Origin of the sequence: Nonomuraea antri (genome assembly GCF_013283785.1) — a bacterium.
Lineage (GTDB): Bacteria > Actinomycetota > Actinomycetes > Streptosporangiales > Streptosporangiaceae > Nonomuraea > Nonomuraea antri.
The window spans coordinates 1-24,569 of sequence record NZ_JABCPZ010000100.1 but is presented as its reverse complement, the minus strand read 5'-3'; the positions used below and the strand labels follow the sequence as shown (position 1 = coordinate 24,569).

Below are 24,569 nucleotides of genomic sequence, written 5' to 3'. Positions count from 1 at the left end.
AATCTACCCGAGGGCCTTCTTCAGGAAGTCGACCTGGAGCAGCATCAGGTTCTCCGCCACGACCTCCTGCGGCGTCATGTGCGTGACGCCGGACAGCGGCAGCACGCTGTGCTGGCGACCTGCGGCGAGCAGCGCGGACGACAGCCGCAGCGTGTGCGCGGCCACCACGTTGTCGTCGGCCAGGCCGTGGATCAGCAGCAGCGGACGCTCCAGCTTGGCCGCGTCGCCGAACAGCGAGGAGTTGTCGTAGACGTCCGGCTGCTCGTCGGGGTGGCCCAGGTAGCGCTCGGTGTAGCAGGTGTCGTACAGCCGCCAGTCGGTCACCGGGGCGCCCGCGATGGCCGCGTGGAAGACGTCAGGACGGCGCAGCACGGCCAGCGCGGCCAGGAAGCCGCCGAACGACCAGCCGCGGATGCCCACCTTGGTCAGGTCGAGGTCGTCCGGGTACTGCTCGGCCACGCCGTGCAGCGCGTCGATCTGGTCGTCGAGCGCCGGGGTGGCCAGGTCGTTCAGCACGGCCCGCTCGAAGTCGGGGCCGCGGCCCGGGGTGCCCCGGCCGTCGGCGAGGATCACCGCGAAGCCCTGCTCGGCGAACCACTGGCTGGTCAGGTACATGGCGCGCTGGTTGAGCACCCGCTGCGCGTTCGGGCCGCCGTACGGGTCCATCAGGACGGGCAGCCGGCGCGAGCCCGGCTCGTGCCACGACGGCAGCACCACGGCGGTGGCCAGCTCGCGGCGGCCGGAACGGCCCAGCGAGACCCGCAGGTCGAGCCCGGGACGCTCGGCGAACGACGGGATCGGCACGGCCATGCCGTCGCGCCGCACGACCGTGGTGGAGACGCCCTCGGCGTCGAGGCTCTGCTCGGACAGCACGCCGACCCCGCCGGACATCCGCCCGGAGAACACCCCGGACCGGGTGGAGACGGGCAGCAGCGAGTGGCCGTCCCAGGTCCAGAGCTGGATCTCGGTCGGGTCGCCGCTCGCGGTGAACAGCACGCTGTCGTGGTCGACGTCGAGCACCCGGCGCACCTGCAGCGTGGGCGGGGTGACCGCCTGGTCGCCGACGAACAGCCGGTTGCCGCCGGCCTCGGTGGCGACCCACACCAGCGAGCCGTCGTCGAGGTGGGACGGGACGCCGCCGACGACGTCGACCCAGGCCGGGTCGGTGTCCTCGCGCACCAGCGCGGACTCGCCCGTCGCCGGGTCGACCGAGAACAGCCGCATGGTCTTCTGGTCGCGCGACATCGTCACGATGGACAGCGCGTGGGAGTCCCACGCCGCGGTGGCCAGGTATTCGTGCTCGAACGGCACCGCCACCCGCGAGCCGTCGAGGCCGAGCACGAACAGCTCGGTGACGGCGTTGGGCGTGCCGGCCGCCGGGTAGCGCTGCTCGACCGGCTGCCGGTCCGGGTTGGCCGGGTCGGCGATGTACCAGGTGCGCACCGGGGCCTCGTCGGCCCGCTCGACCAGGAGCGCGTCGCTCGCCGGCGACCACCAGAAGCCGCGCATGCGGTCCATCTCCTCGGCGGCGATGAACTCGGCCAGGCCGTAGGTGACGGTGGCGGACTCGGGGGTGGCCAGCGCGCGGTCATCTCCGGTGGCCAGGTCCTGCACGCGGAGCGCGCCGCCGGACACGTAGGCGACGGTGCGCCCGTCGGGTGAGATGCGCGGGTCGATGACCCCGCCCGGAGTGTCGAGCTGCCTGGCCTGGCCGGTGGGCAGGTCGGCCACGTACAGGCCGCCGGACAGCGCGAACACCGCCCGCGTCACCGTCTCGTCGGTGGTGTAAGCGACCACGCCGCCCGCCTGCTCGCGGCTGCGCTCACGGCGGGCGCGCTCCTCCGGGGGCAGGTTCTCCTCGTCGATGTTCAGTGCCAGGGGATCGACCACCAGGCGTTCGACGTGGGTTTCCGTGTCGAGCTCCCACAGGCAGGTCACCGGGTCGGTGCCGGACTTGGTCCGCAGGAAGACGACCCTGCCGCCGTCCGGAGAGATCGTGAAGCCCCGGGGCACCCCGAGGGTGAACCGGCGGGTCCTGGCAGACAGACGTGGGAAGCTCTCACTCATGGGCACAATCCTGCCAGGAACCAGGCATTGTTACGCTCATGTCCATGACTGATCGACGCCTCCTGCTCGTGCACGCCCACCCGGACGACGAGTCGATCGGCACCGGCGCCACGATGGCCAAGTACGTGGCCGAAGGCGCCCACGTCACGCTGGTCACGTGCACGCTGGGCGAGGAGGGCGAGATCATCCCCGGCGACCTGGCCCACCTGGCCGCCGACCGCCACGACGCGCTCGGCCCGTACCGGGTGGGCGAGCTGGCCGCCGCCTGCCAGGCGCTCGGCGTGGACGACCACCGCTTCCTCGGCGGCCAGGGCCGCTGGCGCGACTCGGGCATGATGGGCGCGGCCAGTAACGACCGGCCGGGCGCGTTCTGGCAGGCCGACCTGGACGAGGCGGCCGGCGAGCTGGTGAAGATCATCCGCGAGGTGCGCCCGCAGGTGCTCGTCACCTACGACGAGAACGGCTTCTACGGACACCCCGACCACATCCAGGCGCACCGGGTCTCCCGCCGGGCCTGCGAGCTGGCCGCCGACCCCGGCCACGGCACGGGCGAGCCGTGGCGGATCGCGAAGTTCTACCACACCGCCCAGGCCAAGTCCGTGATGCACCGCTCGACGGAGGCGCTGCGCGACTCGGACGTGCGGTTCATCACCGAGAACGTCGACGACCTGGGCTTCGGCTGCCCCGACGAGGTGATCACCACCGAGATCGACGCGCGGGCCTGGATCGGCAACAAGATGGAGGCCATGCGGGCGCACGCGACGCAGATCATGGTGGACGCGCCGTGGTTCGCGCTGTCGAACAACATCGGGCAGGAGGTGCTGGGCGTGGAGCACTACGTGCTGGCCGCCGGGGTGCCAGGAGCGCCGGTGCCGGGGCCGCCGGTGGAGTCCGGCGGCCTGGGCGAGCCGCACACCCGGGAGAACGATCTCTTCGCCGGGATCCACTAACCTCGTTCGACATGGAACATCGCAGCCACGCCGAGTCGGCGCTGGGCGGGGCCGCCTACGGCATGCTGTTCGTGCTGGGCGTCGTCATGGGCGTGGTGGGCGGGTTCACCCACCTGCTCGGCTGGCTGGCCTGGTGCTGGGTGCTCGGCCTGTTCGCGGTCTGCCTGGGCGCGGGCAAGCTGCTGCGCTCCCGGCTGGGCGCGGCGGCGACGGGCGCCGGGTGGCTGGTGATGTCGATGTTGTTCACGCTGCCGATGGAGGCCGGAGACATCGTCGTCACCGACAGCGCCGCAGGTTACACCTACCTTTACGGCGGCATGGCGGCGCTGGTGGTGGCCTTCTTCCTCGCCCCGTCCTCCGGCGGCTCCTGGCTCATGCGTGGGTACCCTCCGGAGAACCAGACGTAGGGGGCATAAAGTGTCGTTCGTGCATTCCCTTGAGCGGCACGTTGACCCCCACACCTACCGCAAGGTCGTCGGCCGCTTCGCCACCGGGGTCGCGATCGTCACGACCAGAGCCGGCGACCTCGACCACGCGATGACGGTCAACTCCCTCAGCTCGGTCTCGCTCGAACCGCTGCTGGTGCTGTTCTGCGCGGAGAAGGTGGCCAGGTTCCACGACGCGGTGATCGAGGCCGGCGTGTGGGGCGTATCCGTCCTGCCCGACTCCATGGAAGACGCCTCGCGCTTCTTCGCCCATCGCGGGCGGCCGCTGAACGGGCAGCTGCAACGCTGGCCGCACGTGCGCGGCGAGTCGGGGGTCGCGTTGTTCACCGGCGCGCTGGCCACGCTGGAGTGCGTGACCACCGCGGTGCACGACGGGGGAGACCACTCGATCGTGGTGGGTGAGGTGACCGGGCTGGGCACGCCGTCCGACGGGGCCGCGCTGCTGTACCACGAGGGCCGGTACAAGTCGCTCTGACTCCCGCGGAAACGGGCCGGGCGCGATGCCCGGCCCGTCTCCGCGCCGTGTCCTACCCGGGTAGGGCGTTGGGCGTCGCGGACGGCGTGACGTCGGCCGTCGGCGTCTCGGACGGGACCTCCGTCGGCACCTCGGACGGCGTCCCCGGCAGCGGGCAGACCGGAACCGTGTCAGTCGGCACATCGGTCGGCACGTCCGTGGGCACATCGGTCGGGGTGCCCGTCGGGGTGCCGGTCGGCACGTCGGTCGGGGTGCCGGTCGGCGTCGGCGTGACTTCCGGCGGCACCGCGCCGGGGTCGGGCGCCGGGCTGCAGGTGACCGTGACGGTGGCCAGCGCGGTCACCGTGGTCGTCGGGCCCGGCTCGGTGACCGTGACCGTGGGACCGGGCGCGGTGACCGTGGGCCCCGGAGCCGTCACCGTCACCGTGGCGCCCGGCGCGGGCTCAGGGGTGGTGGTGACCGTGACCGTGGCCGTCGGGGTGGCCGTCACCGTCTTGGTGGGCCAGGGCAGGACCTTGACCGAGACCACCGGCTTGCCCTTCGTCTTGTACGTGCCCTTGCCGAGCTTCCTGCTCGACGTGCCCGCGCCGGTGGTGACGGGGATCGAGGCCGCGGCGGTCTTGCAGGACTTGCCCTTGCAGACCTTCTGCCTGACAGTGAAACGGGCGGCTCCACCGTAGGTGATGGAGACGTCCAGGTAAGACACGCCTTTCTTCTTGACCACCTTCGTCTTCGCCGTGTACTTCCCGACCGTCGCGGTGGGACTTGGGGTCGGGGTGGTGGCGGGTAACGCCACCTCGGCGTTGACGGGAGCTTCGGTGGTGCGTAGCGGATCGGACGCTGACGTCTGAGTGATCGCGATGCCGCCGACTCCGGCCAGTGCCACGGAGGCGAGCAACGCGCCCAGGATGGTAAATCTCATAATCCTGCTCTTGTGGGAGATTTCAGGACGCAGATCATTATTCCGACCTGTCAAGATTGGTCAAGACTGAGACGCATGGACAGACGATTCCGGTTCCGGCGGGCGGTGAACTACGTCAACCTCGCCACGCCCTTGGGACTGCTGATCTCCGTCGTCGGCGGCGCGACCCGCCGGCCCGGGCCGAAAGGCCTCATCCTGGCCTACGGCTACCGTTACCGCTTCCCCGTCGCGGGCGCGTTCACCGTCGGGAACGTCGTCCTGACCAGGCACGATTCCCTGAACGACCGCCTCATCGAGCACGAGTGCCGGCACGCCACCCAGTGGGCCTGGTGCGTCGGGCTGCCCATGTTGCCGCTCTACCTGCTGGCCATGCTCGGCTCGGTGGTCGTCTGCGGGCATCAGGCGTCGTACAACGTCTTCGAGCGCCTGGCCGGCCTGGACGACGGCGGCTACCCGCACGCGCCACTGCGGTGGCGCAAGGGAAGGCACTGAAACGGGTGCCGGGGGTGACTGATCGCTCACTGTGGGCAGAAGGTGTCCATGTCGCAGACGATCGACGCCCCTCAGTGGCCTGACAGCTTCAAGGAACGCCTCGCCTGCCCTCTGCCCGACTTCCGCGAACTGCTGAGCATCGCCTGGCACCAGGCCTTCCCACCCGATCACGAGGACGCCGACCGCATCCCCCTGCTGCGCGACGGCGGACTGCCCCGTCCCGCCCCCGGCGAGAGCGTGGTGACCTGGGTCGGTCACGCGTCGTTCGTGCTCCAGGTACGCGGGCTCACCGTGCTGACCGACCCCGTCTGGTCCAGGAAGATCCCCGGCGTCCGGTGCCGCGTCACCCCGCCGGGCCTGGCCTGGAGCCGGCTGCCCAGGATCGACGCGGTGCTGATCAGCCACAACCACTACGACCACCTCGACTGGCCCACCATCCGCAGGCTGCCGCGCGACACGCCGATCCTGGCGCCCGCCAGGCTCGGGCAGTGGTTCGTCAAACGAGGGTTCCGCCAGGTGACCGAGCTGGACTGGTGGGAGTCCGCGACGGTCGGCCAGGTCACCTTCGACTTCGTGCCCGCCAACCACTGGAGCAGACGCACGGTCTGGGACACCTGCAGGACGCTCTGGGGCGGCTGGGTGATCGACGGTTCGATCTACTTCGCCGGCGACACCGGCTACGGCGACTGCCTGAGCGAGATCGGCACCCGGTACCCCGGCCTGGACCTGGCCCTGATGCCGGTGGGCGGCTACGAGCCGCGCTGGACCATGAAGGCGGCGCACGTGAACCCGGCCGAGGCCGTGCGCGGCTTCCTGGACGTCGGCGCCGAGCGGATGGCCACCATGCACTGGGGCACGTTCATCCTGTCGGGCGAGCCGCTGCTGGCCCCGCTGGAGACCACCCGCGCCTCCTGGCTGGACCTGGGCCTGCCACCGGACGGCCTGTGGGACCTGGCGATCGGGGAGTCACGGGCGTTCGGCCCCTGACCCGATCCCGGCGCGGTCGAGCACCAGCGCGCCGACGCCCAGCCCGGACACCGCCCCCGCGCACAACACCGAGGCCGTGGACGGGCTGATCGGCGCGTACCCGGCCAGCGCCAGGACGGAGACGGCCCCGGCCACGGCGACGTACGTCCAGGTGGCCAGGCGTACCAGCCGGACCCGGTCGCGCTCGGCCCGCCGGGTGTGCGACAGCAGCCAGGCCAGGGCGGGCAGGAGCAGCACTCCGTGCATGAGGACGGCGTGGGCCGGCTTCATCGACGTGCCGATCGTGTAGGCGAGCCGCTGGTCGCCCGTGGTCACCGCGATGACGCCACGGGCGATCATCACCCCGCCGACGGCCATCGCGGCCAGCAGCGTGGCGAACCCGGCCCGGACGGCCAGTCGGACGCTCGGCGGGACCGCCGGGTTCGGTCGGAACGCGGCGATCGTCATGGCCACCACGACGGCGATCAGCACGCCGCCGGCGCCGGCCAGCCCGCGGGAGACCAGCGTGTCGAGCCCGGTCTCCATGTTGAAGTGCGACGGCACGCCGCGCCACGCCTGGAGCGAGATCAGCGTGACCTCCAGCACCGAGGCCACCGTGAACGCGCCGACCAGCAGGCCGCGGGCGCGCGGGCGCAGCGGCAGCCACCGCGCGACCCAGGCCAGCGTCAGCACGCTCAGCCCGAACGACACGCCGAACGTGAACGGCTTGCGCCACGACACCGGGCCGTCCCACGGACCGCCCGCCACGGCCAGCACGCCCAGGTGGGCCAGGCCCGCCAGCAGGAGCAGGACGCCGATCAGGTACCACAGGCGGTTCTTCGCGCTCATACCGCCATGGTGGCGACGGGAGCGCCCCCGGCGCGTCGGGCCAGGGGCGCGATCCCGGCTACGACGACCGTCGTAGCCGGGCCGGAGCCGGGGTCAGCGGCCGGTGGTAGTCACTTGGTCAGCACCAGCTTGTGCGTGGCGGCGGCCTGGACGGACTCCGGTTTCGCGAGCATCGGCAGCAGGCCGCCCTCGGCCCAGGTCTCCGCCTGGTCACGGTAGTTGTCGTGGAAGGCGTGCCCGGAGGCCCCGGTGAGGTTGATCCACTGGGACTTGTCCAGGTCGGCCAGGTCGACGATCATCCGCATCGACGGCACCGCGGTGATCTCGTAGCCCTTCTGCACGTTCCAGCCGGTCGCGTTGACCGCGTCCTTGCCGCCAGGCACCTCCAGCGGCCCCCGGTTGAACAGCGCCTCGATCGGCCCGATCCCGGACGTGCCGAGCGAGCCGTGGGTCAGCGTGAGCCGGTGCAGCGCGCCCCACCGCCAGGACCTGACGTCCGGGCCGAGCCGTTCGGACAGCTCCTGGTGCGCCGAGGCCAGCGCCTGGCGCAGGATGTCGTCGCGGCCCTCCTTGAGCTCCTTGGTGGTGACGTCGTCCCAGAACGGGTCGTCGGGGGCCTGCAGCAGCCGCAGCATGACCTCGTACCAGCGGTCGCCGCCGGCCGGCCAGGCGGCCTCGGGCAGGTCGTCGTTGAACGTCAGCATGAGCAGGTGCCGCCAGACCGCGTTGAAGTAGGCGGCGGGGGCCGAGTCGAGGCCCTGGGAGCCGTCCCAGTCCTGCAGCATGTCCCTGGCCTCGACGCCCGGCCCTGCCAGCGACACCTGCATCAGCGCCGGGATCAGCGCCTGCGCGAAGCCGTGGCGCGAGTCCTGCAGGATGCCGGACATCGCGGCGGCGTCGAGCTTGCCCTTGCCCATCGCGTCCTTGAGCAGGTCGCGGATGCGCTCCGAGCGGTAGCCGTGCGCCCAGTCCTTGGTGAGCAGCGGCTGGTAGCGCTTCGGGTCGATGACCGCGTTGTTGGCCGTGACGATGAACCCGTCGGCCGGGTCCTCGACCGAGGGGAGCTGGTCGTAGGGGATGGGGGCGGGCTTCCAGTCGTACTCGCCGGTCCAGCCGGGCACCGGCCAGGTGCCGTCGCCGTTCTCGCGGACGGGGATGCGGCCCGGCGCCTGGTACCCGATGTGCCCCTCGGTGTCGGCGTAGATCAGGTTCTGGGACGGCACCTCGAACAGCGCGGCCGCCGCCTTGAACTCCGGCCAGTTCGCCGCCCGGTTCAGCGCGAAGATCGCGTCGGCCGACCTGCCCGGCATCAGCGCGGTCCACTGCAGCGCGACCGCGTTCGCCTCGCCGGTCGGCTTGACGTTGCCCATCACCTCGTTGATCAGCGGGCCGTGCCTGGTGCTCTTGACGGTCAGCGTGACCGGCGCGCCGCCGGCCACCTTGATCTGCTCTTCCCGGGTCTCCAGCTTGACCTGCTGCCCCTGGTACAGGTACGTGTCGCCGGTCACCTGCTCGAGGAACAGGTCGGACACGTCCGGGCCCAGGTTGGTGAACCCCCACGCGATCTTGTCGGTGTGCCCGATGATCACGCCGGGCACGCCGGAGAAGGTGAAGCCGGTCACGTCGTACGGGCACGCCTCGCTGAGCTTCCTGCAGTGCAGCCCGGCCTGGTACCAGACCGACGGCATCGCCGGCGACAGGTGCGGGTCGTTGACCAGCAGCGGCTTGCCGGTGGCGGTGTGCTCGCCGGACACCACCCACGAGTTCGACCCGATGCCCTCGCGCTCGCCGCCGCTCATCGTGCTCGGCACCTTGTCGAGCGTCGCCGCGGCCTGCGCGAGCGCGCGCCGGCCGTCCTGGCGCGGCTCCACGCGCGGGTCGAACTTGCCGTCGTCGATCGTGCCCTGGCCGATGATGGGCGAGTGCCGGTCGAACGGGTAGCCGGGGTAGAGCTGCTCGACGCGCTCCCTGGGCAGCTTGGTCAGCGCCAGGGCCCGGTCGATCTCGTCCTCCATGTTGGAGCGCAGGTCCCAGGCCATGGCCTTGAGCCAGGCGATCGAGTCGTACGGGGTCCACTTCTCGGGCTGGTAGGCGCCGTTCTGCACCTTCAGCACCGAGTATTCGAGGCTCCGGTCGGAGGCGTTCGGGTTGGCGTCCATCCAGGCGTTGACGCCCGCCGAGTACGCGGCCAGGAAGTCTTGAGTCTGCTGGGTCAGCTCGGGCAGCTCGGCCTCGGCCACCTTGCGCCAGCCCATCGTCCTGATGGCCTTGTCGTTGTCCAGGGTGGCCTCGCCGAATAGCTCGGAGAGGCGTCCTGAGGTGACGTGGCGGCGGAAGTCCATCTCCCAGAAGCGGTCCTGGGCGTGGACGAAGCCCTGGGCCATGAAGAGGTCGGCCGCGGTGTCGGCATAGATGTGCGGGATTCCCGATTTATCGCGATAAATCTCCACACTTCCGGTTAGTCCCGGCAGCCGGATCGTGCCCTCCACCTGCGGGAACGACTTCCGCACGGTGTACACGACGACCCCGGCCAGCACGAGAGCCAACGCGAGAAGCACGGTCAACACCCGAGCGAACCACCGCAACGGCCACGGCATCCACGCATAGGGCCTCACACCGACTACCTCCATCTACCCGAACTGGCACTAAGTCTGGCAGCCGCCCATCACTGCTCCGTCCATCGACGGTGGCCGCGCCCGTGCCTCGTACCTGGCGGGGTGGGGGTGTCAGGTCCAGGTCTGGCCCTCCGGGGTGTCCGCGACCTTGACGCCCAGTTCGTCCAGCTCGTCCCTGAGCCGGTCGGCCGCCGCCCAGTCCTGCGCCTCGCGGGCGCGGGCCCGCCGCTCCAGCAGTTCGGACGCCCCGCCGGGCAGCACCGGCGCCTTGCCGATCTCCGTCGACAGGTCCAGCGCCAGCACCTGGTCCAGGTGCAGGAACGACTCGAACTTGGCCCCGGGCGCGACCGACTCGTCCCGTTCCAGCTCCCGCAGCACGCGCAGCGCGGCCGGGGTGTCGAGGTCGTCGGCGAAGGCGGACTCCGCGCGTTCCACGTAGCCCGCGGCCATCGGCGCGCTCGGCGACTCCGACCACTCGGCCACCCGCGAGCGCCAGCGCCGCAGCGTGCGGTCGGCGGCGCGCAGCGTGTCCCAGGTGAGGTCGAGCTGATGCCGGTAGCGGTGCTCCAGGAACGCCAGCCGCACGGCCAGCGGGTCGAGCCCGGCCTCCGTCACGTCGGACAGCGGCATCACGTCGCCCGTCGACTCGGCCGTCCTGCGGCCGTCGAACAGCAGGTTCTCGCCGTGCACCCAGTGCCTGACGACCTCGTGCCCGGCCGCGGAGTCGGACTGGGCGCGTTCGTCCTCGTGGTGCGGGAAGCGCAGGTCGATGCCGCCGATGTGCAGGTCGATCCGGTCGCCGAGGAAATGCAGCGACATCGCCGAGCACTCCACGTGCCGGCCGGGAACGCCGCGTCCCCACGGAGAGTCCCAGGTCAGCTCGCCCTCGGCGGGCTTCCACAGCGCCCAGTCGGCGTGGCAGCGCTTGCGCGGGTCGACGGCGTCGATGTGGTGCGCGGGCTTGAGGTCGTCGAGCCGGTTGCCGGAGATCTCGCCGTACGAAGGGAACGTCCGCACGTCGAAGAAGACCGGGCCGTCGGGCACCTGATAGGCGTGGCCCCGCTCGACCAGCTTGGCGATCAGCTCGACCATCAGGTCGATCGTCTCGGCGGCGCGCGGCGTGTGCTCCGGCGGGCGCAGGTTCAGCGCGGCGCCGTCGGCCCTGAAGGCGGACTCGGCCAGGTGATCCACGTCGGTGATGTTCTGGCAGACCTGCACGCGCACCCTGCGGGTCTCCAGCACCCGCCTGATCAGGTCGGACAGCAGGTACGTGCGCAGGTCCCCGAGATGCGCCCGCCGGTGGACGGTCGGCCCGCAGGCGTACATGCGCAGGGCCCGGGTGGGCGCGATCTCCTCGACCTGCCTGGTACGCGTGTCGTAGATCCGCAACATCCCCCGAGCCTACGCGTCACGCCCCCAGGAAACCCAGGATGTCGCGGTCACCGCGCTCGCGCAGCCGCGCCAGCACCTCGTCGCGGCCGGCCAGGTCGGGCAGCCCGATCCTGGCCCCGATCAGGCGCAGCCCCTCCAGCTCGGACGTCACCGGCGCGGTGTACCCGATCAGGTACAGCGCCCGGTTCAGCGGCGGCATCGCCACCGCCGCGGCGGGCAGGTAGCGGGTCAGCAGCTCGCCGCCGTCGGAGACGGTCAGGAACACGTGGTCGCCCTCGCTGGCCTTGAAGTCGGCCAGCACGTTCCTGATCGAGCCCATGGTCGGCTGGTTGTGCCAGCTGATCACCACGTCACCGGACGGCGTCGAGGCGGTGAGCTGCCCGCCCGGCGCCATCCCCAGGTAGGCGGCGAACCCGGTGGGCAGCGGCGAACCCGAGCCCCGCAGGTGCTCGGCGTTGACGTCCACCCGGTGCCACCAGCGCCCGTCGCGCGAGCGGAAGCTGCGCCGCGTCTCCGAGACGTCCTTGCGCGGCTGGTACGGCTCCGACTCCCCGGCCGGCGAGGTGCCCGCCACCCTGATCCAGCCGCGCTGGGTGCGCTCGAACCCGGGACCGCCGGAGTAGGCGCGCACCGAGCTCTCGCTCACGTCGTAGCGCGAGGTCAGGTTGGTCACGATCGTGCTGACCGAGGCCTCGCCGCCGGCCCGCTCGATCTCCCTGGCGATCATCTCCCTGATGCCCAGGTACTCGTCGCCGCCCCAGCGGGTCAGCCCGTACTTGTTCCTGTCGACGCGGCGGAACCGGTCGTCGGCCGTGAGCTGGTTCCTGATGCCGACCAGGCTGTAGTCCTCGCCGATGCGTTCCTGGATCTCCTCCGGCGACAGCGGCTGCCCGGCCACCGCCAGCACCGCCTCGGCCTTCTCGTTGATGCTGCGCGGCCAGGGGACCACGTGCTGGTCGAGCAGGCGCAGTTGCGGCACGGCCAGGATCCAGCGCTCGGCCACGTCCTCGCGGACGCCGAGCTGCGCCACCATGGCCACCGCCTCGCCCAGCGGACGCGGGCCGTCGGTGAACAGCTGGCGAGTCTTCTCCCGCAGCTCGTCCGCGCCGCCGGAGACCAGCCAGCCGTCGGTCTGCTCGTACCCGGTGAGCAGCGTGCGCACGAACCGCCACGCCGGGATGCCCAGCGTGCGCAGGTCGGAGCGGTGCCAGGGCACCGCGGCGGCCAGGTCGTCGGCGGGCACCGCCGAGCCGAGCCGGCCGCGCAGCCACGCCACGTGCGCCACCAGCGCCGCCGCCTCCGGGCTGCTCAGCCACGCCTCGACGTGGTCGCGCAGGTCGCGCTCGATCTGCCTGATCCGCTCCCTGGTGACGCTGAACCGCTGCGCCAGCTCGTCCAGCGTGGCCCGCTGGGCGGCGTAGAGACGGTCGCGGGCGATGGCCCGCTGCCGCTCGTCCAGCGCCGCGAACAGCACGTCGATCAGTTCGGGCAGCGGCTTGTCAGGACGCCCGGGCGCGGGCAGCGCCGTGGGCACGGGTTCGAGCAGCCGCTCGAAGACGCCGTTGAACAACTTCTGCACGACGTCCTTGCCCAGCGTCTCCGGCGACCGCTCGGCCTCGGCGGGGTCGGAGAAACGCAGCAGCGGCAGGATGTCGCCGAGCACCAGGTGACCCCAGCAGGCCACGGCCAGGTCGGCCAGGTGGCCCGCCACGGTCTGGGTTCCGGCGATCGCGCAGGCGCGGTCGAGCGGAACCGCCTGCCACCAGGCCTCTGGCAGCTGTGGCTCTTCCACGATCGGCGCGATCTGACCAGGGGAGGTCCAGCGCAGGGGTGGCGCGAGGTCGCTCAAGCTGAGGTTCATTGGGGTCCAACCGGCAAAGGGAAGTATCCGCAGTTCAGACTATGTGATCAGAGAGGGAGAAATGGGCTACCTCTTCCGTAATGCGAGATATAGAGCACTGACCTGGCCCTCGTGCAGGCGACGAACAGAATGCTCCGTTCGCGTTGCAACGCCCGCGCCCGCGCGCCGGGATCGGCCGGCGGCGGCTCGGGCACCACGCCCTCGGCGACGCCGATCAGCGCGACCCGCTCGAACTCCAGGCCCTTCAGGTTCTGGAACGTCGAGACCCGGACGTCGAGCCCGTCGAGCGCCTGCCTGGCCGCCCGGACGAGCTGGGAGGTGCGCGCCCCGACCCCGATCTCCGCGGCCGGCACGCCGTCCTCGAGCCAGGAGGCCACGGTAGCGGCCAGCCCGGACAATTCGCCGTCAGGGGAGTCGTAGGCCCTGATCATCGGACGCTCGCCGTGCCTGTCCGCGCGCAGGCCGTGCATCTCGGCCACGCCCGTGACCAGCCCGCCCGCCGGGCCGCCGCCGCGCAGCCGCACCACGAACGTCAGCAGCTCCTGCGGCAGCCGGCGGGAGATCGTCAGCGAGTGCTGCTCGGCGGGGATCCCGACCGCGCCGAGTGCGATCTTGGTGTCGGTGACGCGCTGGTGCGGGTCACCGACGATGAACAGGTCGTCGTGCGCGCGCGGCACCGCCGCCCGCAGCAGCCGCCACTGGGCCGGGCTGACGTCCTGGCCCTCGTCCACCACGATGTGCCGGTACGGCTTGCCGCCGGTGCCCGAGGTGTCGTCGCCGTCCTCGACCACGTCGTCGAGCAGGCCGCCGGTGGCCCTGGTCAGCAGCCTGAGCGCCTCGTCGGTCAGCTCGGGCATGCTCCTGGCGCCCGGGCCGACCAGCGTGGGGCGCTTGCCCTCCGCGTCGCCGACGATCCGCATCGCCAGCCGCTCCGGGTTGTCCACCTCGACTCGTTTGCGTACGGCGTCGTCCTGGATCAGCTCGTCCAGCCGGGCCGACAGGTCCTCGCACAACCCCTGCGAGAACGTGACCAGCAACACCGGCCCGCGGCCGCGCGCGGCCAGATGGGCCGCCCGGTGCAGGGCCGTGAGCGTCTTGCCCGTGCCCGCGCCGCCCACGACCAGCACCGGGTTCTCGTAGCGCGCGGCATAGGCCAGCCGGTGTTGCGGCGGATCGAGGAACGTGCACCAGTCGGGCGCCGCCAGCACTCGGTCCAGCTCCACCTTGTCCGCGGCGAACGCGGCCCGGTCCGGGCTGCGGCGCAGCGCCGCGTGCAGATCGTCGGGGTCGATCCCGCCGGTCTCGGCGTCGGCCGCGCGCCAGGAGTCCAGCTCCCGCCACGCCTCGGCCAGCGTGCCGCCCCTGGCCAGCACGGCCAGCGGCACGTACTGGGTGGGCGGCAGCAGCGGCTCGAGGGCGGCCACGTCGGCCTCGGTGGTGATGAGCCTGATCAGCGGCAGCGCGTGCCCGTCGACGCCGAGCCCGAGCAGATCGCCGTCGCAGATCGCCTCGAACAGCCGGTTGGGCCCGGCCGAGCGGCGTAACGCGGGCTCGACCCGCTCCAGCGACTCGGCGTCCCACTCCTCGACCACGCCGAGCGCCGGGTTGACGCCGTACCTGTGCCGCTGGGCGTACGACCAGGCCTCGGGGTCGGGCAGCAGCGTGAGCAGCCAGTACACGTCCCGCTGCCGCACCACCACGCCGCGGTGGCCGGGCGCCAGGCGCAGCGTGGCGACCCGCGGGTCCCGGCCGCCGCGCACCCGCTCGGGGTGCGGGCCGCCGGAGACGTTCAGCAGGAACCGGCGTAACGCGACCACGACGTCCCTGCGCACCGGCTGGGCCAGTGCGCTGAGCTCCCTGGGAAACTCAGGGCCGATCGCGAGCCGCGGCACGGCTCAGTCCAACAGGGCGAGCAGGTCGCGGTCACCGCGTTCGCGGAGCCTGGTGAGCAGGTCGGGCAGGCCGACAGGGCCCGTCATACCGATCCTGGTGGCGATCACGCGGGCCGCCTGGTCCTTCGTGCCGCCCGGGGCGGTGTAGCCGACCAGGCGCAACGCCTTGGTGATCTTCTCGGCGCCCTGTGCGGCGACCGGCAGGTGCCTGGCCCGCAGCACGCCCTCGTCCGACAGCGTCAGGAACAGGTGGCCGCCCTCGCGCGCGCCCACGTCGGCCAGCAGCCGTTCCACCGATTCGAGCGTGGGCCGGCCGTGCCAGCTCATCGTCAGCTCGCCGGCCGCGCTCCTGACCGTCTTGGTCTCGCCAGGCGCCAGGCCCAGGTAGGCCGCGAATCCGGTGGGCAGCGGACACTCGCCGCCGGTCAGCTGCTCGGCCGTGACGTCGATACGCAGCCACCAGCGGCCGTCCGGCTGGCGGAAGCAGCGCCGGGTCTGCGAGACGTCCTTGAGCGGCTGGTACGGCTTGTCGTCCGACGGTTCGACCGGGCCGCCGCCGTTGGACTCGCTCACCGGGGGCGGCGACACGGGCACCGCCGGGGCGAACGCCTGGAACTGCGGCGGGCCCGACATCGGCGGTGGCGGCGCGGGCAGCGGGCCGAACGCCGACGGCACCTGCTCGATCGGCGGCGGGTACCCGACGGGCGGCGGGAACTCGGTGGGCGGCGGGAACGCCGGCGGCACGTTCGGCGGTGGGGCCGCGTACGGGTGGGCGCCCTGCGGGTGAACGTTGTGCTGCTCCATGATCGGCGCCTGCTGGACGGGCGGCGCCTGCTCGGCCGGCGTCGGCGCCGCGAGCGTGGCCAGCACGAACTGCCAGGCGGGGACCTCCAGCGCCTGGATCTCCCTGGCGTGCCAGTCGGCCGCGCCGATCAACTGCTCCTTGGACGCGTGCGGGCCGAACGCGGCGCGCAGTTCGTCCAGGTGCGCCCGGTACGGGGCCGCCTCGTCACTGGCCAGCCACTGGTCGACGCGGGTACGCAGGTCGTGCTCGGTGGCGGCGATCTCGGCCGGTGGGACGGCGAACAGCTTGGCGAGCTGGTCCACGGCGGAGGGCTGGTCGGTGAAGACGCGGTTCTGGGCCACCGCCCAGGTCTTGTCGTCCAGACCGGAGAACGCGGCCTCGATCAGCGCGGGCAACTCCGGCGTCGGCTCCTCGGCGACCTCCAGAGCCTCAGCGGCTTCGGGCACCTCGGCGACTTCGGGAGCCTCCGGGACTTCTGGGGTCTCGGGAGTACCGAAAGCCTCGAAAACCGGCTCGTGGGCTTCCTGCTCCTCGGCCACGATCGGCTCGGGGGCGTGCTCGTGTGCCTCGATCGGTTCGAACTCGGGCTCGTCGGCCGCCACGGCCGCGGGCTCCTGCTCCTCGATCCCCGCGGACTCCGGCGCAGCGGGCTCCGGCTCCTCGGGAACCTCGACCACGGCGAACTCGGCCACCTCGGAGACCCCGGCCACGACCGGCTCGGGCTCAGGCTCAAGATCGGGCTCAGGCTCAGGCGCAGGCTCAGGCTCGGGCTCCTGCTCCGCGACGGGCTCGACCTCGGCGGGCGCCTGATCCTCGACCTCGGCGACCTCGCCGGGCTCTTCGAGCGCGACCGGTTCCGGCTCGACGACCTCGACAGGCTCGGCGACTTCGGCGGGCTCGACAGCCTCGACGGGTTCGGCCACGGCGACGGGCGCCGCCGCCACAGCCGGCTCGGACGCGGCAGCACGCGCGGGCGCGAGCCGTACCAGAACCGCGGCGAACAGCGTGTTGAGCACCGGACGGGCCTGGATGAACGGCTGGTCGACCAGCTCGCGGCTGGTCAGCGACAGCAGCCCGGCCCACGACCCGGCGCGGTCGAGCGCGATCGCGACGGCGGGCTCGTCGGCCTCGTCCGGGTCCAGGACGTGCAGCGCCGGCAGCACGTCGCCGACCGCGGCGGCAGGCCAGTGCTCCAGCGCGATCTCGGTGAGCAGCTCACCCAGCGACTCCGGGCCGATGGCGGCCAGCACCCGGGGCATGGGCAGGCTGCGCCACCACGCGTCCGGCAGGTCGGGCTGCCCGGTGAGTAGCGTGATCGTGGACGCATCGCTCCACCTCAACGGTGGTACGAGGTCGCTCAGGCAGAAGTTCATCCCGTTCCGTTCACCAGCCCCTCACGCCGCCGCAGCGGTGCAGCCATAATCTCGCCGCCCACGGAACAGACCATAGTCCGGCAAAACAGCCCTACGCATCATGCACGACGCATCAACGCCGAACAGCGGCAAAGCGTAGACGCACGTAGTCGGCCATCCAGACAGTCTCCCTGCGAAGAGCGGGCGCGGCGAGCTCGTTCACGCGTCCGAGCAGGGGTTCCACGATTTCAGGTGGAAGTCCTTCGATGGCCGAAGAGGCGAACATCCGGACCCAGTCCGCGGCTCCGCGAGGGCATTCGTCGAGCGGTGTCGGCCGGTCGAAGTATTCGAGCAGCCGCACCACGAAGCCCTCCTGTTCGAGTCGTCTGGCGTACTCGGCGGGTGTGGGGAAGTACCACGGCAGGTCGGGTTCGCGCAGGCCGTACTCGCGCCAGGCGGTGAGCATGGCGGCGGTCAGTTCCGCGCAGTTGCCCGCGCCGCCCATCTCGGCGACGAACCGGCCGCCGGGCATGAGCGATTCGCGCACGTTGGCGATGACGGCCGCCGGGTCGCGGCTCATCCAGTGCAGCGCCGCGTTGGAGAAGACGGCGTCGTACGGCTGGGCCACGGTGAAGTCGTGGCCGTCGCCGATGATGAAGTTGATTCCCGGGTACTGGGCCAGCGCTTTCTCGATCATCGCCGAGGAGCCGTCGATGCCGAGCACCTCGGCGCCTCTGAAGGCGATCTGCGCGGTGAGCACTCCGGTGCCGCAGCCGAGGTCGAGCACGCGTTCGCCCGGCCGCGGGTCCAGCAGGTCTACCAGTGGCGCGCCCTGGGTGGAGACGTAACCGAAACTGCTGTCGTAGGCGCGACTGTTCCACCGCTCCAAGCTCGGTGCGTCATATCGCAAGACGATCAGCTCACATTCGTCAGACATCGGGCCCCCGTGGCCGTGCTGTCTGTTCACTTTAGAGGCTGAAAGTCTCTACGACATATCAAGTCACAACGGACTCATCCCACGCTCTTCGCCCATTCCTTCTTCAGGTACGCCTTCGCCGCGTCTGCCTGCGGAATCGTCAGCATCACGGGCGGGCCGGGAGCCTTGGGCAGCTTGGCCGCCTGCTCGGTGTCGAGCGTGCCCTTCATGAGCATGGCCTCGCCGCGGGCCGGGCGGGCGTAGCCCTTCTGGAGCAGGTTCTGGCCCTCGTCCGAGAACAGGAATTCCTGCCACAGGCGGGCGGCGGCCGGGTGCGGGGCCGTCTTGCTGATCGCCTGCACGTGGTAGGCGCCCAGCGGCGCGTCACGCGGGATCGTCACGGCCCAGGAGTCGCCGGCGCCCGCGCTGCGTCCGGCGTTGAGGTGGTCCCAGTTGACGATCACGTTGGCCTTGGCCGGCTCGGTGAGCCGGCCGCTCTGCTTGAGCTTGGCGAACAGTTCGACCCCGCGCGCCGCCGAGGGCACCCCGCCCTGCATGGACGCGGCCATGACGCCCTGGAACGCGGCCGCGGAACGCAGCGGGTCGCCGTTCAGCGCCACCCGGTACTCGGGTTTGAGCAGGTCGTTGAACGTGGCCGGCGGCTTGACGGCACGCGGGTCGTACCCGATCGACATGTAGCCGCCGTAGGCGCCGTACCAGGCGCCCGACGAGTCCTTGATGTGGTCGGGCAGGTCCTGCCAGCCCGTCACCCGGTACGGCGCGAACTTGTCGGCCGAGGCCACGGCCACGTCGAGAGTGAGATCGAACACGTCCGGCTTGAGCTGGGCGGCGGCGTCGATCTCGCGCTTGCTGCTGGCGGTCGGTTCGAGTTCGTTGACCTTGATGCCGTACTTGTCGGCGAAGGTGTCGATGACCTCGCCGAAGTTGACCCAGTCGCGGGGCAGGGCGATCACGTTGAGCGTGCCCTCCTGCTTGGCGGTCTCGGCGAGCCGGTCGAGGCTGCCGAATCCCTCCTTGAGCGAGGCGGCCTTGGCGTTGACCGGGCCGAGCGGTTTGGTGGCATCGGTGGACATTTCCGAAGATGACGCGCCGCATCCGGCGCTGACGACGAGGGCGGCTGCGGCGGCGCAGGTACGTACGGTCACAGAACGAATACTTACCGCTACATCCGCCCAGGTCTAGGAGGCGCGACCGGAACCACCTTGGCCGCCACCAGCATCTCTTCGGGAATCTCCACCAGCGAGCCGTCGCGCTTGCGTACCCGCAACACGCCGTCGTCCCAGGATTCGAGAATCCCGACCGCGTCGGAGAACCCGCCGGAAACCCGTCTGCGCGTGGTGATCCGGGCCCCTATGTCCTGTGTTGTGATCGCGATCACGAGGCGTCCGGCCATGAGTTTGCCACCCTCCGTTTCGGCCAGCTGGCAAGGACGGCAATACTAGGCCCTAGCAAACCGCGGTCAGAGTCATGCCATGGTGCGGAGAAGAAGGAGCTCGAGGTGACCTACGTCATCGCGCAGCCTTGCGTGGACGTCCTGGACAAGGCGTGCATCGAGGAATGCCCCGTTGATTGCATCTACGAGGGCGAGCGCATGCTTTACATCCACCCCGACGAGTGCGTGGACTGCGGCGCGTGCGAGCCTGTGTGCCCCGTCGAGGCCATTTTCTACGAGGACGACCTTCCTGAGCAGTGGAAGGACTTCTACAAGGCGAACGTGGACTTCTTCGAGGACCTCGGCTCGCCCGGTGGCGCCTCGAAGGTCGGCAAGATCGAGAAGGACCACCCGGTCGTGGCAGCGCTGCCGCCGCAGGCCGAAGAGCACTGATACGCCGACGGCGACGCCTGTGCGGGGCCACCATCGCGTGCTGCCCTCGCATGGGCGCTGCCGGCGTTCGCGGGCCCGGTACGGCAACGGACACCCTGGAGAACCAGAAACGTGAACAAACTGCCTGACTTCCCCTGGGACCGGCTGGAGCCGTACAAGGAGCGCGCGCTGGCCCACCCCGACGGGATCGTCGACCTGTCGGTCGGCACGCCCGTCGATCCGGTGCCCGAGATCGTCCAGGCGGCGCTGGTCCAGGCCGCCGACAGCCCCGGCTACCCGCTCACGCACGGCACCAAGGGCCTGCGCGAGTCGGCGGCCGGCTGGCTGCGCAGGCGGCACGGCGTGGGCGTCGAGCAGCACGACGTGCTGCCGCTGATCGGCACCAAGGAGTTCGTCGCCTGGCTGCCGACCTACCTCGGCGCCAAGCGGGTCGTCTTCCCCGAACTGGCCTACCCCACCTACGACGTGGGCGCCCGGCTGGCCGGGGCGGCGGGCGTGGCCTCCGACGGGCTGCTGGCGCTCGGGCCCCAGCACGTCGACCTGGTCTGGGTGAACTCTCCAGGCAACCCCACGGGGCGCGTACTGCCGCCCGAGCATCTGCGCAAGGTGGTCTCGTGGGCGCGCGAGCGCGGCACGGTGGTGGCCTCCGACGAGTGCTACCTCGAGCTGGGCTGGGAAGAGCGGCCGATGTCGATCCTGCACCCCGACATCTGCGGCGGCTCCCACGAGGGGCTGCTCGCGGTTCACTCTCTGTCCAAGCGCTCGAACCTGGCCGGGTACCGGGCCGGGTTCGTGACGGGCGATCCCGCCCTGGTCAAGCGGCTGCTGGAGATCCGCAAGCACGCGGGCATGCTGATGCCGGCGCCCGTACAGGCCGCCATGTCGGCCGCGTTCGCCGACGACGTGCACGCCGACCAGCAGCGCGAGCGCTACGCGGCCCGGCGCACGCTGCTCAGGCCGGCCCTTGAGCAGGCCGGCTGGACCATCGAACACTCCACCGCCGGTCTCTACTTCTGGGCGACCAACGGGCAGAGCGCGTGGGACCAGGTAAGCAAGCTCTCCGAAATCGGGATTTTGGTCGCGCCGGGTGATTTCTATGGATCAGCAGGTGGGCGGCACATCCGCATCGCCATCACGGCTACGGACGAGCGCATCGGTGCGGCGGTCCGCCGCCTCCAGTAGGATCCCGCGTCAGAGCAGAGCACGAGCATGAGGCGGCAGGAAGCATGAGCCGACAGGCGTAAGTCGACAGGCACAATTCGATAAGGGCGTTCGCCGAGGCAGACCGCGAGTGGAGCAGCTGACCGATGAGCATGACCTCCATGGTCGTACTCGGGCTGAGCATCGCCACCGTCCTGTTGCTGCTCGGGGCCTTCTGGGCCACGATGCGGCAGGACAGGAAGGGCCGCTCCAGCGCGCCGCCGGTCGAGGTCGAGGTCGTCCCGATCGAGACCCCGATGCCGGCGCCGGTGAGCGTCGTGGGGCATGCCGGTACCGACTACGCAGATCCGCGCACGATCCAGGTCGGTGACCGGATCGAGGTGCACGGCGCGCCCGCCCGCGTGCTCGGCGCCGTCCACGTCTCCTGGCAGGGCCAGGAGTGGACCGAATACCTGCTGCGCGACGGCGCCCGCCGCTTACAGTGGCTGTCGGTCGAGGTACGCCAGGGCATGTCGCCCGGCGAGCCGTCCCACCTGGAGGTCCTGATCTGGACCGAGGTGCCGACCCAGGGCATGGTGCCGGCCAAGAGCATGCTCATCATGGAGGGCATGGAGTTCTTCCCGATCGAACGCGGCACGGCGGCGTTCCGCTCGGAGGGGAACACCGGCAACCCGGACCGCGGCCTGCTCGACTTCGCCGACTACCGGGCCTCGGACGGGCGCCTGCTGTCGTTCGAACGCATCCAGGGCAGCGGCTGGACCGCCAGCTACGCCCAGCCCCTCCCGCCGGGCTCCATCACCATCGTCACCCGCGCCTCCTGACCCGCCGCTGGGACATGGCGCGCTTCGCGCGTCGGCGGCTCCGGCCGGTCCCTGGATCAGTCGTCGAGGAAGGTGCGGATGAGATGCACCAGCTCGTCCGGCTTCTCCAGCGTGACGGCGTGGCCGCTGTCGATCTCGGTGTACTGGCTTCCCGGGATCGACTTGTGGACGACCCGCACCCGGTGCACCGGCACCAGGTAGTCCTGCGTCAGCCCGACGACCAGCGTGGGCGCGCCGATCGCGCGCAGCAGGGCGCGGGTGTCGATGCGCAGGCCCAGGTCGAGGCGCCGGTCCAGGCCGGAAGCAGGCCGGGCGGCGGCGAGTTCGGCCACCCGGTCGTGGCCCAGCCCCGACAGGAAGTCCGGGCTGAACGCCAGCGACAGCCCGAACCGGGTGCTCAGCTCGCCGTCGAGTGCCTCCAGCCGCTTCCAGGTCTCGAAGAGCATCTGGTGGCGTGGGTCGTCGCTGTCGGCCCAGCCGGCGATCAGCACCAGCCGGTGCACCAGCTCGGGATGCCGGGCCGCCGTCGCGGAGGCGACGACCGCGCCGAGTGAGCAGCCCAGGAGGTCCACCGGGCCGTCGGTGGCGTCGCGGATGACCGCGGCCGCCTGCTCCACCAGGAGTTCCAGGGAGATCGGGCCCGGTAGCAGGGTGGATTGCCCGGAACCGCCGTAATCGGGGGTGATGACCGTGCGGATGTCGGTGAACCTGCCGATCAGGTGGCCGAACGCCGACTGGCCGTCGCTGCCGCTCCCGTGCAGGAGCACCAGCCCGCGCCCATGACCTTCCCGCCGATACGACACGGTGGACCGGGACACGGACAGCGAACGCATACGTCAGCCTCTCTGCCGATGGACGTCGGGGTGGTTGCCAGTGGTCGTCGGGTGGTTGCCGGTGGCCGTCGGTTTGGGTGCTCGTCGGTATGGGTGGTCGGCGATATGGGTGGTCAGGCGTCGGGGCGGTTGGTCATCGGCGTTGGCGGTCGCCGGGGTGGGCGGTCTTCGGGTTGGGCGGTCTTCAGGGTGGCTGGTCGCGGAGACAGCATCTTCGCAGGCCGGAGACGGGTTTCCGGTGACCTGCGAGCCCTGGGTGATTCGCGAGATCCCCTGGACCGGCCCTGGACGGGCGTTTGACCTTGTCGCGACGTCAACGTCTTAACTGGGGACGAACCCGCACGACGGCCACCCGGACGCACCCCACCACCGGCTGTGGCCTGCACCGATTGAGGAGCACACCCCGATGACGACCACGATGACGCTGCCGTTCGACCGTCCCGACCCGCTCTCCCCGCCCCCCGCCTACGCCCGGCTGCGCGAGCACGGCCCGGTCACCCGGGTCGGCACGCCGGGCGGGGCGGAGGCCTGGCTCGTCACCTCCTACGAGGCCGTCGCGGCCGTGCTGTCGGACCGCCGATTCGGGCTCGCGCCGCCGGGGGCCGGCCACCCGGGCAACGAGACCCTGTTCCAGGACGGTGAAGCGCACGCTCGGTTGCGGCGGCTGGTGTCGAAGGCGTTCAGCCCGCGAGCCGTGAAGTCCCTGCACCAACGTGTCACCCGAACCGCCGTCGCCCTGGCGGCCGAACTCGCCCGCACGGGCCCGGCGGCGGAATCCACTCGTTCGGATGCGACGGCCGCCCCGGAACCCGGACCTGCCCGCTCGGGTGTGACGGCCGCCCCGGAACCCGGACCTGCCCGCTCGGGTGTGACGGCCGCCCCGGAACCCGGACCTGCCCGCTCGGGTGTGACGGCCGCCCCGGAACCCGGACCTGCCCGCTCGGGTGCGACGGTCCACCCGGAAGCCGGACTCGCTCGCCCCGGTCAGGCGGCCGACCCGGTGGCCGGGCTCGCCTGCTCGGGTGCGGTGGCCGACCCGGTGGCCGGGGTCGCCCGCTCCGGTCCGGTGGCGGATCTGGTGGCGGGGCTCGCCACGCCGCTGTCGATCATCGCGATCAGCGAGCTGCTCGGCGTGGACATCGACGACCGCGACCGCTTTCGCGCGCTGGCCGACTCCGCGCGCGGCGTGGACTTCGTCTTCGGCACGGAGGAGGACCTGGTCAAGGCCGCCGAGTCGTGGGAGGCGCTGACCGGGTACGCGGCGACGCTGGTCGCGGCCAAGCGCGCGGCACCCGGCGACGACCTGCTCAGCTCACTGATCTCGGTACGTGACGCCGACGACGGCCGGCTCAGCGACGGCGAGCTGATCGCCATGACGGCCACGATCGTCTCCGCCGGCTACCTGTCGGCACGCAACGCCACCGCCACCGCAGCCCTCAGGATCCTCGCCGAAGAACGCCTGGACACGGTGTCCGGGGCGACCCCGGCCGAGCTGGACGCGATCGTCGAGGAGGTGCTGCGCCTGCAGTCCGGCCTGACCGGCGAGCCCTTCCCCCGTTTCGCCCAGACCGACCTGGACCTGGCCGGCACCGCGATCGCCGCCGGTGACATGGTCCTGGTCCGGCTCGAAGCCGCCAACCGCGACCCCCGGCACTTTCCCGACCCGGACGAGTTCCTGCCCGGCAGGCAGTCCAGCCCGTCGCTGGCGTTCGGGCACGGCGTGCACTACTGCCTGGGCGCGGCGCTGGCCCGCATCGAGGTACGGGCCGCGCTGGGCGCACTGGCCGCGCGACTGCCCGGAGCGCGGCTCGCGGGCCCGGCGGCCGACGTCACCTGGGCACACGACGGCGCGGACAGCGGCCCCGCCGCCCTCCACATCACCTGGTGACCCCCGCCCCACCTGGTGAC

General features: G+C 71.4%; 21 protein-coding genes. 9 read left to right on the top strand and 12 right to left on the bottom strand.

The features are described 5' to 3' along the window. Positions 1 to 3 precede the first annotated feature (3 nt). Positions 4 to 2,067 carry a S9 family peptidase gene (locus HII36_RS28920; protein ID WP_173526426.1) on the bottom strand — a complete coding sequence of 688 codons (2,064 nt, stop codon included), beginning with the start codon at positions 2,065 to 2,067 and terminating at the stop codon, positions 4 to 6. Between the two features lie 44 nt (positions 2,068 to 2,111). Between HII36_RS28920 and mshB the strand changes: the two genes are divergently transcribed. From mshB to HII36_RS28905, 3 genes are read left to right on the top strand one after another with little or no spacing between them, the layout of a single operon-like run. Next, the gene (gene mshB, locus HII36_RS28915; RefSeq protein WP_173526425.1) at positions 2,112 to 3,017 is read left to right on the top strand and encodes an N-acetyl-1-D-myo-inositol-2-amino-2-deoxy-alpha-D-glucopyranoside deacetylase; all 906 of its coding nucleotides are present in this window, start codon (positions 2,112 to 2,114) and stop codon (positions 3,015 to 3,017) included. Between the two features lie 11 nt (positions 3,018 to 3,028). Further along, positions 3,029 to 3,424: a DUF6113 family protein gene (locus HII36_RS28910; protein ID WP_173526424.1), complete on the top strand. Its 396-nt coding sequence runs from the start codon at positions 3,029 to 3,031 to the stop codon at positions 3,422 to 3,424. A gap of 19 nt (positions 3,425 to 3,443) precedes the next feature. Next, positions 3,444 to 3,938, top strand: coding sequence for a flavin reductase family protein (locus tag HII36_RS28905; protein ID WP_173526423.1), 495 nt, complete (start codon positions 3,444 to 3,446; stop codon positions 3,936 to 3,938). A gap of 52 nt (positions 3,939 to 3,990) precedes the next feature. On the opposite strand, the gene HII36_RS28900 is transcribed toward HII36_RS28905, so the two are convergent. Next, the gene (locus HII36_RS28900) at positions 3,991 to 4,860 is read right to left on the bottom strand and encodes a hypothetical protein (RefSeq protein ID WP_173526422.1); all 870 of its coding nucleotides are present in this window, start codon (positions 4,858 to 4,860) and stop codon (positions 3,991 to 3,993) included. A gap of 75 nt (positions 4,861 to 4,935) precedes the next feature. Between HII36_RS28900 and HII36_RS28895 the strand changes: the two genes are divergently transcribed. Both HII36_RS28895 and HII36_RS28890 read left to right on the top strand, forming a co-directional pair. Next, a complete protein-coding gene (locus HII36_RS28895; protein WP_173526421.1) occupies positions 4,936 to 5,352 on the top strand; it encodes a hypothetical protein in 417 nt (138 codons plus the stop codon). Between the two features lie 48 nt (positions 5,353 to 5,400). Then, entirely contained in the window at positions 5,401 to 6,339 is a 939-nt protein-coding gene (locus tag HII36_RS28890; protein ID WP_173526420.1) for an MBL fold metallo-hydrolase, read from the top strand. Here the strand turns inward: HII36_RS28890 and HII36_RS28885 are convergent. The 9 genes from HII36_RS28885 to HII36_RS28845 all read right to left on the bottom strand — a co-directional run bounded on the left by HII36_RS28885 (position 6,319) and on the right by HII36_RS28845 (position 19,414). Continuing rightward, on the bottom strand, positions 6,319 to 7,167 hold the full coding sequence (locus HII36_RS28885) for a hypothetical protein (RefSeq protein ID WP_173526419.1): 849 nt from the start codon (positions 7,165 to 7,167) through the stop codon (positions 6,319 to 6,321). The genes HII36_RS28890 and HII36_RS28885 overlap by 21 nt on opposite strands. 110 nt (positions 7,168 to 7,277) lie before the next feature. Beyond that, entirely contained in the window at positions 7,278 to 9,764 is a 2,487-nt protein-coding gene (locus HII36_RS28880; protein ID WP_236003972.1) for a penicillin acylase family protein, read from the bottom strand. 129 nt (positions 9,765 to 9,893) lie between these two features. Continuing rightward, a complete protein-coding gene (locus tag HII36_RS28875; protein WP_173526417.1) occupies positions 9,894 to 11,174 on the bottom strand; it encodes a CysS/YqeB C-terminal domain-containing protein in 1,281 nt (426 codons plus the stop codon). Between the two features lie 16 nt (positions 11,175 to 11,190). Beyond that, positions 11,191 to 13,023, bottom strand: a complete 1,833-nt coding sequence (locus HII36_RS28870; RefSeq protein ID WP_236003970.1) for a sigma factor-like helix-turn-helix DNA-binding protein — start codon at positions 13,021 to 13,023, stop codon at positions 11,191 to 11,193. Between the two features lie 59 nt (positions 13,024 to 13,082). Continuing rightward, positions 13,083 to 14,927, bottom strand: a complete 1,845-nt coding sequence (locus HII36_RS28865; protein ID WP_173526415.1) for a UvrD-helicase domain-containing protein — start codon at positions 14,925 to 14,927, stop codon at positions 13,083 to 13,085. Between the two features lie 3 nt (positions 14,928 to 14,930). Further along, entirely contained in the window at positions 14,931 to 17,072 is a 2,142-nt protein-coding gene (locus HII36_RS28860; protein ID WP_173526414.1) for a hypothetical protein, read from the bottom strand. Between the two features lie 145 nt (positions 17,073 to 17,217). After that, on the bottom strand, positions 17,218 to 18,021 hold the full coding sequence (locus HII36_RS28855; protein WP_236003969.1) for a methyltransferase domain-containing protein: 804 nt from the start codon (positions 18,019 to 18,021) through the stop codon (positions 17,218 to 17,220). A gap of 74 nt (positions 18,022 to 18,095) precedes the next feature. After that, complete coding sequence (locus tag HII36_RS28850; protein ID WP_173526413.1) at positions 18,096 to 19,094, bottom strand: ABC transporter substrate-binding protein; 999 nt, start codon at positions 19,092 to 19,094, stop codon at positions 18,096 to 18,098. A gap of 89 nt (positions 19,095 to 19,183) precedes the next feature. Beyond that, positions 19,184 to 19,414 carry a putative acetyltransferase gene (locus HII36_RS28845; RefSeq protein ID WP_173526412.1) on the bottom strand — a complete coding sequence of 77 codons (231 nt, stop codon included), beginning with the start codon at positions 19,412 to 19,414 and terminating at the stop codon, positions 19,184 to 19,186. A 105-nt stretch (positions 19,415 to 19,519) separates the two neighbouring features. On the opposite strand from HII36_RS28845, the gene fdxA reads away from it, so the two are divergent. The 3 genes from fdxA (at position 19,520) to HII36_RS28830 (ending at position 21,828) form a co-directional block, all read left to right on the top strand. After that, on the top strand, positions 19,520 to 19,846 hold the full coding sequence (gene fdxA, locus HII36_RS28840; RefSeq protein WP_068901325.1) for a ferredoxin: 327 nt from the start codon (positions 19,520 to 19,522) through the stop codon (positions 19,844 to 19,846). Between the two features lie 111 nt (positions 19,847 to 19,957). Then, a complete protein-coding gene (dapC, locus tag HII36_RS28835; protein WP_173526411.1) occupies positions 19,958 to 21,028 on the top strand; it encodes a succinyldiaminopimelate transaminase in 1,071 nt (356 codons plus the stop codon). A 125-nt stretch (positions 21,029 to 21,153) separates the two neighbouring features. Further along, entirely contained in the window at positions 21,154 to 21,828 is a 675-nt protein-coding gene (locus tag HII36_RS28830) for a DUF4178 domain-containing protein (protein ID WP_236003968.1), read from the top strand. 56 nt (positions 21,829 to 21,884) lie between these two features. Here HII36_RS28830 and HII36_RS28825 read toward each other — a convergent pair whose 3' ends face one another. Beyond that, the gene (locus tag HII36_RS28825; RefSeq protein WP_173526410.1) at positions 21,885 to 22,661 is read right to left on the bottom strand and encodes an alpha/beta fold hydrolase; all 777 of its coding nucleotides are present in this window, start codon (positions 22,659 to 22,661) and stop codon (positions 21,885 to 21,887) included. Positions 22,662 to 23,067: 406 nt separating this feature from the next. Between HII36_RS28825 and HII36_RS28820 the strand changes: the two genes are divergently transcribed. Beyond that, a complete protein-coding gene (locus tag HII36_RS28820) occupies positions 23,068 to 24,549 on the top strand; it encodes a cytochrome P450 (protein WP_173526409.1) in 1,482 nt (493 codons plus the stop codon). The last annotated feature ends 20 nt before the right edge of the window (positions 24,550 to 24,569 follow it).